Annotated in this window: 8 protein-coding genes; 6 read left to right on the forward strand and 2 right to left on the reverse strand. The window is 53.5% G+C overall.

What is annotated here, in order from left to right:
- Positions 1-315: 315 nt before the first annotated feature.
- The 6 genes from caiT to caiE all read left to right on the forward strand — a co-directional run bounded on the left by caiT (position 316) and on the right by caiE (position 7,411).
- The gene (gene caiT / locus AB7E14_RS15610) at positions 316-1,833 is read left to right on the forward strand and encodes an L-carnitine/gamma-butyrobetaine antiporter (RefSeq protein WP_042997981.1); all 1,518 of its coding nucleotides are present in this window, start codon (positions 316-318) and stop codon (positions 1,831-1,833) included.
- A 32-nt stretch (positions 1,834-1,865) separates the two neighbouring features.
- Complete coding sequence (caiA, locus tag AB7E14_RS15615; RefSeq protein WP_042997982.1) at positions 1,866-3,008, forward strand: crotonobetainyl-CoA dehydrogenase; 1,143 nt, start codon at positions 1,866-1,868, stop codon at positions 3,006-3,008.
- 84 nt (positions 3,009-3,092) lie between these two features.
- Positions 3,093-4,310, forward strand: a complete 1,218-nt coding sequence (caiB, locus tag AB7E14_RS15620) for an L-carnitine CoA-transferase (RefSeq protein WP_044255581.1) — start codon at positions 3,093-3,095, stop codon at positions 4,308-4,310.
- A gap of 62 nt (positions 4,311-4,372) precedes the next feature.
- A complete protein-coding gene (gene caiC, locus AB7E14_RS15625) occupies positions 4,373-5,926 on the forward strand; it encodes a crotonobetaine/carnitine-CoA ligase (protein WP_316962833.1) in 1,554 nt (517 codons plus the stop codon).
- A gap of 52 nt (positions 5,927-5,978) precedes the next feature.
- On the forward strand, positions 5,979-6,764 hold the full coding sequence (gene caiD, locus AB7E14_RS15630) for a crotonobetainyl-CoA hydratase (RefSeq protein WP_044267380.1): 786 nt from the start codon (positions 5,979-5,981) through the stop codon (positions 6,762-6,764).
- A gap of 50 nt (positions 6,765-6,814) precedes the next feature.
- Positions 6,815-7,411, forward strand: a complete 597-nt coding sequence (gene caiE / locus AB7E14_RS15635; RefSeq protein ID WP_044328224.1) for a carnitine operon protein CaiE — start codon at positions 6,815-6,817, stop codon at positions 7,409-7,411.
- 44 nt (positions 7,412-7,455) lie between these two features.
- Here the strand turns inward: caiE and caiF are convergent, their stop codons facing one another.
- On the reverse strand, positions 7,456-7,845 hold the full coding sequence (gene caiF, locus AB7E14_RS15640) for a carnitine metabolism transcriptional regulator CaiF (protein WP_042997987.1): 390 nt from the start codon (positions 7,843-7,845) through the stop codon (positions 7,456-7,458).
- A 250-nt stretch (positions 7,846-8,095) separates the two neighbouring features.
- Positions 8,096-9,180: ATP-grasp domain-containing protein (locus AB7E14_RS15645; RefSeq protein ID WP_428169654.1), on the reverse strand; the 1,085-nt coding region annotated here is incomplete at its 5' end.

Genomic DNA, 9,180 nt, shown 5'->3' on the forward strand with positions numbered 1-9,180 from the left:
ACCCGACGTCCAAAAGAAATATTTTCAATATTGTCTGGCAGATCACCAATATTGAACGCCAAACGGTGAAAAACCCAACAAATTAGAATTTAACCAAATGATAAATATACATTTTTAAGAGCTGTCCGCACCAAAACACCCCAAACAAAAAGTGTGACGAAGATTACAGAATGCCGCAAAACGAATACCCATTATGAGTTACTCGCCAACGCGTCCTGAGGTTAAACGGGTATCAACAAATATTTAATAAAAATAAACAAAAATAAAACAAACGGGAACGCTAAATAAATTTCGTTTTCAACCTGGAATTCACTCATGAAAAATGAAAAGAGAAAGTCTGGAATTGAGCCAAAGGTTTTTTTCCCGCCGCTAATAATCGTCGGAATACTTTGCTGGCTAACGGTACGCGATCTCGATGCCGCAAATGTCGTTATTAATGCCGTCTTCAGTTATGTCACTAATGTCTGGGGATGGGCATTTGAGTGGTATATGGTCATTATGCTCATCGGCTGGTTCTGGCTGGTGTTTGGTCCCTACGCGAAAAAGAAATTAGGTGACGAGAAACCGGAGTTCAGCACCGCCAGCTGGATCTTCATGATGTTCGCCTCCTGTACTTCTGCCGCCGTGCTGTTCTGGGGATCGATAGAGATTTACTACTACATCTCCACGCCGCCGTTTGGCCTGGAACCTAACTCCACCGGAGCGAAAGAGATTGGCCTCGCTTACAGCCTGTTTCACTGGGGACCGCTGCCATGGGCGACTTATAGCTTCCTCTCCGTGGCCTTCGCCTACTTCTTCTTTGTGCGCAAGATGGACGTCATTCGTCCCAGCTCCACGCTGGTGCCGCTGGTCGGCGAAAAACACGCCAAAGGTCTGTTAGGCACCATCATTGATAACTTCTATCTGGTCGCACTGATCTTCGCGATGGGCACCAGCCTTGGGCTGGCGACGCCGCTGGTCACCGAATGTATGCAGTACCTGTTTGGTATCCCGCACACGCTGCAACTGGATGCGATCATCATTACCTGCTGGATCATTCTTAACGCCATTTGCGTGGCCTGCGGCCTGCAAAAAGGGGTCAGGATCGCCAGTGACGTGCGCAGCTATCTGAGCTTCCTGATGCTCGGCTGGGTGTTCATCGTCAGCGGCGCCAGCTTCATTATGAACTACTTCACCGACTCCGTCGGGACGCTGCTGATGTATCTGCCGCGCATGCTGTTCTACACCGACCCGATCGCCAAAGGCGGTTTCCCACAGGGCTGGACGGTCTTCTACTGGGCGTGGTGGGTGATTTACGCCATTCAGATGAGCATCTTCCTGGCGCGTATCTCTCGCGGTCGTACCGTGCGTGAACTGTGCTTTGGCATGGTGCTGGGCCTGACGGCCTCCACCTGGATCCTGTGGACGGTACTGGGCAGTAACACTCTGCTGTTGATGGATAAAAACATCATCAACATCCCGCAACTGATTGCCGATCACGGCGTGCCGCGCGCGATTATCGAAACCTGGGCCGCCCTGCCGCTCAGCACCGCCACGATGTGGGGATTCTTTATTCTCTGCTTTATTGCCACCGTTACGCTGATCAACGCCTGCTCTTACACCCTGGCAATGTCGACCTGTCGTGAAGTGCGTGATGGCGAAGAGCCGCCGTTACTGGTGCGTATCGGCTGGTCAGTGCTGGTCGGCGTGATTGGCATCGTGCTGCTGGCACTCGGCGGCCTGAAGCCAATACAAACCGCGATTATCGCCGGGGGCTGCCCGCTGTTCTTCGTCAACATTATGGTGACGCTCTCCTTTATCAAAGACGCCAAAGTGCACTGGAAAGATAAATAAACCTAATTACCCCATGACATAGAGGTTAGAAGATGGATTTCAATTTCAATGATGAGCAGGAACTGTTTGTCGCCGGTATTCGTGAACTGATGGCCAGTGAGAACTGGGAAGCCTATTTTGCCGAATGCGATCGCGACAGCGTGTATCCGGAGCGTTTCGTGAAAGCGCTGGCGGACATGGGCATCGATAGCCTGCTGATCCCGGAAGAACATGGCGGCCTGGAAGCCGGATTCGTCACCGTGGCTGCCGTCTGGATGGAACTGGGACGCCTCGGTGCGCCTACGTACGTGCTGTATCAGCTGCCGGGCGGGTTTAATACCTTCCTGCGCGAAGGCACCCAGGAGCAGATCGATAAAATCATGGCGTTCCAGGGAACCGGGAAACAAATGTGGAACTCCGCCATCACCGAACCGGGAGCGGGATCGGATGTTGGTAGTCTGAAAACCACTTATACCCGCAAAAATGGTAAGGTTTATCTTAATGGTAGTAAGTGTTTTATCACCAGTAGCGCCTACACCCCTTATATCGTGGTGATGGCAAGAGACGGCGCTTCCCCGGATAAACCTGTCTATACCGAATGGTTTGTCGACATGAGTAAACCCGGCATCAAGGTCAACAAACTTGAGAAGTTGGGTCTGCGCATGGACAGCTGCTGTGAAATCAACTTTGACGATGTCGAGCTGGACGAAAAAGACATGTTCGGTCGGGAAGGTAACGGCTTTAACCGCGTAAAAGAAGAGTTCGACCACGAACGTTTCCTGGTAGCCCTCACCAACTACGGTACAGCAATGTGCGCCTTTGAAGATGCGGCGCGCTACGCCAACCAGCGCGTGCAGTTTGGCGAAACGATCGGTCGTTTCCAGTTGATCCAGGAGAAGTTCGCCCATATGGCGATCAAATTAAACTCCATGAAAAACATGCTGTTAGAAGCGGCATGGAAAGCCGACAACGGTACCATCACCTCGGGTGATGCGGCGATGTGTAAATACTTCTGCGCCAACGCGGCGTTTGAAGTCGTGGACACCTCCATGCAGGTTCTCGGTGGTGTTGGGATTGCGGGTAACCACCGCATCACCCGCTTCTGGCGTGACCTGCGCGTTGACCGCGTATCCGGCGGCTCTGACGAAATGCAGATCCTGACGCTCGGTCGTGCCGTGCTGAAACAATACCGTTAAGACAGCGACATGCCCGGTGGCGCTGCGCTTACCGGGCCAATGCTTTGCGTCTTATCAGGCCTACAAATTTATCAGGAGCATTTTATGGATCGTCTACCAATGCCTGCTTTTGGGCCGCTTGCCGGGCTGCGGGTTGTCTTCTCCGGGATCGAAATCGCCGGGCCGTTCGCCGGTCAGATGTTTGCCGAGTGGGGCGCTGAAGTTATCTGGATTGAGAACGTCGCCTGGGCCGATACCATCCGTGTTCAGCCAAACTATCCGCAGCTGTCGCGGCGTAATTTGCACGCGCTCTCGCTGAATATTTTTAAAGATGAAGGTCGGGAAGCGTTTCTGAAACTGATGGAAACCACCGATATCTTCATTGAAGCCAGTAAAGGTCCGGCGTTTGCCCGTCGTGGAATTACCGATGAGGTTCTGTGGCAACATAACCCGAAACTGGTTATCGCTCACCTGTCTGGCTTCGGTCAGTACGGTACCGAGGAGTACACCAACCTTCCGGCCTATAACACCATCGCTCAGGCCTTCAGCGGTTATCTGATCCAAAACGGCGACGTTGATCAGCCGATGCCCGCGTTCCCCTACACCGCCGACTACTTCTCCGGCATGACGGCCACCACGGCCGCGCTGGCGGCACTGCATAAGGTGCGGGAAACCGGCAAAGGCGAAAGTATCGATGTGGCGATGTACGAAGTGATGCTGCGCATGGGTCAGTATTTCATGATGGATTACTTCAACGGCGGTGAAATTTGCCCGCGCATGACCAAAGGTAAAGACCCCTATTACGCCGGTTGTGGGCTGTATAAATGCGCCGACGGTTACATCGTGATGGAGCTGGTCGGGATTACCCAGGTCACCGAATGCTTTAAAGACATCGGTCTGGCGCACATTCTCGGTACGCCGGAAGTGCCGGAAGGAACACAACTGATTCACCGCGTCGAGTGCCCGTACGGACCGCTGGTCGAAGAAAAACTGGATGCGTGGCTGGCCGCACACACCATCGAGGAAGTGCAGGCGCGTTTCGCCGAGCTGAATATCGCCTGCGCCAAAGTGCTGACCATTCCGGAGCTGGAAGGCAATCCGCAGTACGTTGCCCGCGAATCCATTACCCAGTGGCAAACGATGGATGGCCGCACCTGCAAAGGGCCAAACGTCATGCCGAAATTCAAAAACAATCCGGGGAAAATCTGGCGCGGCATGCCGTCGCACGGCATGGACACTGCCGCCATTCTGAAAAATATCGGTTACAACGACGCAGACATTAAGGAACTGGTCAGTAAGGGTCTGGCCAAAGTTGAGAACTAAATGCGAAATGCTGACCGGCTCGCCCGGTTAGCACAACGCCTGTGAAAATGGACAGGAGTGCAATGGATATCGTTGGCGGACAACACTTACGCCAGATGTGGGACGATCTGGCCGAAGTTTATGGCAGTAAAACAGCGCTGATTTGCGAATCCAGCGAAGGGGACGTGCGCCAGTACAGCTACGCCTCGCTTAACGAGGAAATCAATCGGACGGCAAACCTTTTCCACTCATTGGGCATTCGCAAAGGTGATAAGGTCGCCCTGCATCTGGATAACTGCCCGGAGTTTTTCTTTTGCGGGTTCGGGCTGGCGAAAATTGGTGCGGTCATGGTGCCGATCAATGCCCGTCTGCTGCGTGAAGAAAGCGCGTGGATCCTGCAAAACAGTGACGTTCAGTTGCTGGTAACCAGCGCCGCTTTTTATCCGATGTATCGGCAGATCCAACAGGATGAGACGACGCCGCTTAGCCATATCTGCCTGATTGGTGAGGCGTTGCCGATCGCTGACGGCGTAAGCCATTTCACGACGCTGAAGGATCAGCAGCCGACGACATTGCGCTATACCCCACCGTTGTCCACGGACGACATGGCCGAGATCCTGTTTACCTCCGGCACCACTTCCCGCCCTAAAGGGGTGGTCATCACCCATTACAACCTGCGTTTTGCCGGCTACTACTCGTCGTGGCAATGCGCCCTGCGTGATGACGATGTTTACCTGACGGTCATGCCTGCGTTTCATATCGACTGTCAGTGCACTGCCGCCATGGCCGCCTTCTCGGTGGGCGCAACCTTTGTGCTGATAGAGAAATACAGCGCCCGCGCTTTCTGGGGACAAGTGCGTAAATACCGCGCGACCGTCACGGAATGCATCCCGATGATGATCAGAACGCTGATGGTTCAACCCGTATCACCGCTGGACAGAGAGCACTGTTTACGGGAAGTGATGTATTACCTCAACCTGTCAGTGCAGGAAAAAGATGCATTTGTTGAACGCTTCGGTGTGCGTCTGCTGACCTCTTACGGCATGACGGAAACCATTGTCGGCATCATCGGCGATCGCCCCGGTGATAAGCGACGCTGGCCCTCTATTGGACGTCCCGGCTTTTGTTACGAAGCAGAAATTCGCGATGAGCAAAACCGTGCGCTGCCCGCCGGTGAAATTGGGGAAATCTGTATTAAGGGCGTGCCGGGTAAAACGATTTTCAAAGAGTACTACGGCAGGCCGGATGCCACCGCCAAAGCGCTCGAGCCGAACGGCTGGCTGCATACCGGTGATTCCGGCTATCGCGACGAAGACGGTTTTTTCTATTTTGTCGATCGCCGCTGCAACATGATTAAGCGAGGGGGAGAAAACGTCTCCTGCGTGGAGCTGGAAAATATTATTTCGGCACACCCCAAAATTCAGGACATCGTCGTTATTGGAATTAACGATTCAATTCGTGACGAAGCGATAAAAGCCTTTGTGGTACTCAACGAGGGTGAAACGCTCAGTGAAGAAGAGTTTTTCAGCTTCTGCGAAAAAAATATGGCGAAATTTAAAGTCCCTTCAATTATGGAGATTAGAACCGACCTGCCGCGAAATTGTTCAGGAAAAATAATCAAAAAAAACCTGAAATAACCCTACAGACAGGAATAACCCCTGCCAGACATCCTATTTTTGGAGATGAACCATGAGTGAATCTTTACATTTAACCCGCAACGGATCGATTCTGGAAATTATATTGGATCGACCAAAAGCAAATGCGATCGATGCCAAAACCAGTTTCCAGATGGGTGAGGTTTTTCTTAATTTTCGTGACGATCCCGAACTGCGCGTGGCGATTGTCACCGGCGCAGGCGAGAAGTTTTTTTCCGCCGGTTGGGATTTAAAAGCCGCGGCGGAAGGTGAAGCACCAGACGCCGATTTTGGCCCTGGCGGATTCGCTGGCCTGACTGAAATCTTCAATCTCGACAAACCGGTGATCGCTGCCGTCAATGGCTATGCATTCGGCGGTGGCTTTGAACTGGCGCTGGCCGCAGACTTTATTGTCTGTGCTGATAACGCCAGCTTTGCCCTCCCTGAAGCCAAACTTGGCATCGTACCGGACAGCGGCGGCGTCCTGCGTCTGCCGAAAATACTGCCCCCGGCCATCGTCAATGAAATGATCATGACCGGCAGACGCATGGATGCAGACGAAGCGCTGCGTTGGGGGATCGTCAATCGCGTGGTCAGCCAACAGGAACTGATGGACAGCGCGCGTGAACTGGCACAACAGCTGGTGAACAGCGCACCACTGGCCATCGCCGCGCTGAAAGAGATTTACCGCACAACCAGTGAAATGCCAGTGGAAGAGGCTTATCGTTTCATCCGCAGCGGCGTGCTGAAACACTATCCGTCCGTGCTGCACTCCGAAGATGCGCTCGAAGGGCCGCAGGCGTTTGCTGAAAAACGCGATCCGGTCTGGAAAGGACGCTAATGCCTTATGGCGCTGCGCTTATCCGGCAAAAAAACAATTGAGGAATGTCGATGAGTTTTTACGCCTTTGAAGGCTTAATTCCCGTGGTCCATCCCGAGGCGTATGTGCATCCCAGCGCAGTACTGATTGGCGATGTCATCGTAGGGGCTGGCGTATACGTCGGCCCGCTCGCCTCACTGCGCGGGGACTATGGCCGCTTAATCCTTGAAGCGGGATCCAACCTTCAGGATGGCTGCATTATGCATGGCTACTGCGATACGGACACGGTGGTACGCGAGAATGGACACATCGGACACGGTGCTATCCTGCACGGTTGCGTGATAGGCCGGGACGCACTGGTCGGCATGAACTGCGTGATCATGGACGGTGCGGTGATCGGCGACGAAAGCATTGTCGCCGCCATGAGTTTCGTCAAAGCCGGATTTACTGGCGCCACACGACAGTTGCTGGTCGGCACGCCAGCCCGCGTCATGCGTGAGGTCAGCGAACAGGAACTGCACTGGAAGCGGCTGAATACTCAGGAATATCAGGATCTCGCCGTACGCTGTCGGGCATCGCTACGGGAAACGTTGCCATTAACGGCGGTTGAAGCAAACCGGCCGCGCCTGAAGGGCACAACGGAGGTGAAGCCTAAATCGGCCATGTAATCATGCCGGATGGCGGCGCAAGGCACCATCCGGCAAAACCGAACTTATCGACGCATACTTTTTGACAACATCATCTGCCATTTTTGCTCGCGGTTTAGTTCTGATGGCGGCACCGCCGACATCCGCGGCGATTTGCTGACCATCTTCACCTGCGCGCTATGCCCAAGGCGGGCATACAGCTGTGGATCAATATGCGTCACTCTGACCAGGCGCTGACACTGACATCCACGACCTTCCAGTTGATTAGGGATAGTCTTAGTCTCGCAATTAATCTCCCCGACCTCAGCGAGAATATAAGAGACGGTATTGATCGCTTTGCAGTGATCCATATTAAAGTGCTTCGCGATCTCTTTCGCACTTACCCAACGCTTTTCTGCCATCACCCAATCGGCAATTAACAGATAAAGCGGCTTTTCAACATATTTTTCACACATAAGCACACCATTTCACAAATTAAAAATCTTGTTATGCCCTGTCCGTAAAAATACAAAACAAGACCCTATTTAAATTGTGGGATTCAATGATAGTAAGCAACTTAGCGGCGCATTAGTGTGAGCCAAATCTTGCTTGTTACAATGAAAATTGTCCTGTTGCGCAATATATCTCCAGGAATGAACTGAGTGCATAAAAAAACGGCCCCGTTTCCGGAGCCGTTTTTAAAACCGGGGCAAATGATGCCGCCGCTTATTTTTTAATTTGCGCGTGCATTTCCTGAACGGAGATGACTTTCTCTGTTGCATCGGCATTCAGCGCCATCGCGGTGGCAAAGCCGCCGTTCAGCGTGGTGTCGTAGTGCACTTTGTACTGTAGTGCGCTACGGCGAATCACCCTGGAGTCTTCAATGGCGCGACGCCCTGCGGTGGTGTTGATGATGTAGGTGTATTCGCCATTCTTGATACGGTCCTGAATGTGCGGACGACCTTCATGCACCTTGTTCACCAGACGTGGGTTGATACCTGCTTCACCCAGCACAATCGCGGTACCGTGGGTGGCGTCCAGTTCAAAGCCCTGCTTCAGCAGTTTCGCCGCCAGGTCAACCACGCGCTCTTTGTCGCCCTCACGTACGGAGAGCAGCGCACGGCCCTGTTTTTTCATGGTAGAACTGCTGCCCAGTTGCGCCTTGGCGAACGCTTCCGCAAAGGTACGCCCCACGCCCATCACTTCCCCGGTGGAGCGCATTTCTGGCCCTAACAGCGGGTCGACGCCCGGGAATTTGTTGAACGGCAGCACCACTTCTTTCACCGAGTAGTACGGCGGGATAATTTCTTTGGTCACGCCCTGTTCGGTCAGCGATTTACCGGCCATCACACGCGCCGCCACTTTCGCCAGCGGTACGCCGGTCGCTTTAGAGACGAACGGTACGGTACGCGCCGCACGTGGATTCACTTCAATCAGGTAGACTTCGTTATCTTTCACTGCAAACTGGACGTTCATCAGACCGCGAACCTGCAGTTCGAAGGCCAGTTTCTGTACCTGCTGGCGCATCACATCCTGAATTTCCTGGCTCAGCGTGTAGGCCGGCAGAGAACAGGCAGAGTCACCCGAGTGGACGCCCGCTTGTTCGATGTGTTCCATGATGCCGCCAATCAGCACCATTTCACCGTCGCAGATGGCGTCAACGTCCACTTCAACCGCGTCATCCAGGAAGCGGTCGAGCAGAACCGGCGCGTCGTTGGAAACGCTAACGGCGGTCTGGAAGTAGCGGCGCTGATCAGCTTCGTCGTAGACAATTTCCATCGCCCGGCCGCCCAGCACGTAGGACGGACGCA

The sequence above is a fragment of the Citrobacter sp. genome, from assembly GCF_050252275.1.
GTDB lineage: Bacteria > Pseudomonadota > Gammaproteobacteria > Enterobacterales > Enterobacteriaceae > Citrobacter_A > Citrobacter_A amalonaticus.

Coding starts and splice junctions, on each gene's coding strand:
- caiT (WP_042997981.1), top strand. CDS start 316: ATGAAAAATGAAAAGAGAAAGTCTGGAATTGAGCCAAAGGTTTTTTTC.
- caiA (WP_042997982.1), top strand. CDS start 1,866: ATGGATTTCAATTTCAATGATGAGCAGGAACTGTTTGTCGCCGGTATT.
- caiB (WP_044255581.1), top strand. CDS start 3,093: ATGGATCGTCTACCAATGCCTGCTTTTGGGCCGCTTGCCGGGCTGCGG.
- caiC (WP_316962833.1), top strand. CDS start 4,373: ATGGATATCGTTGGCGGACAACACTTACGCCAGATGTGGGACGATCTG.
- caiD (WP_044267380.1), top strand. CDS start 5,979: ATGAGTGAATCTTTACATTTAACCCGCAACGGATCGATTCTGGAAATT.
- caiE (WP_044328224.1), top strand. CDS start 6,815: ATGAGTTTTTACGCCTTTGAAGGCTTAATTCCCGTGGTCCATCCCGAG.
- caiF (WP_042997987.1), bottom strand. CDS start 7,845: ATGTGTGAAAAATATGTTGAAAAGCCGCTTTATCTGTTAATTGCCGAT.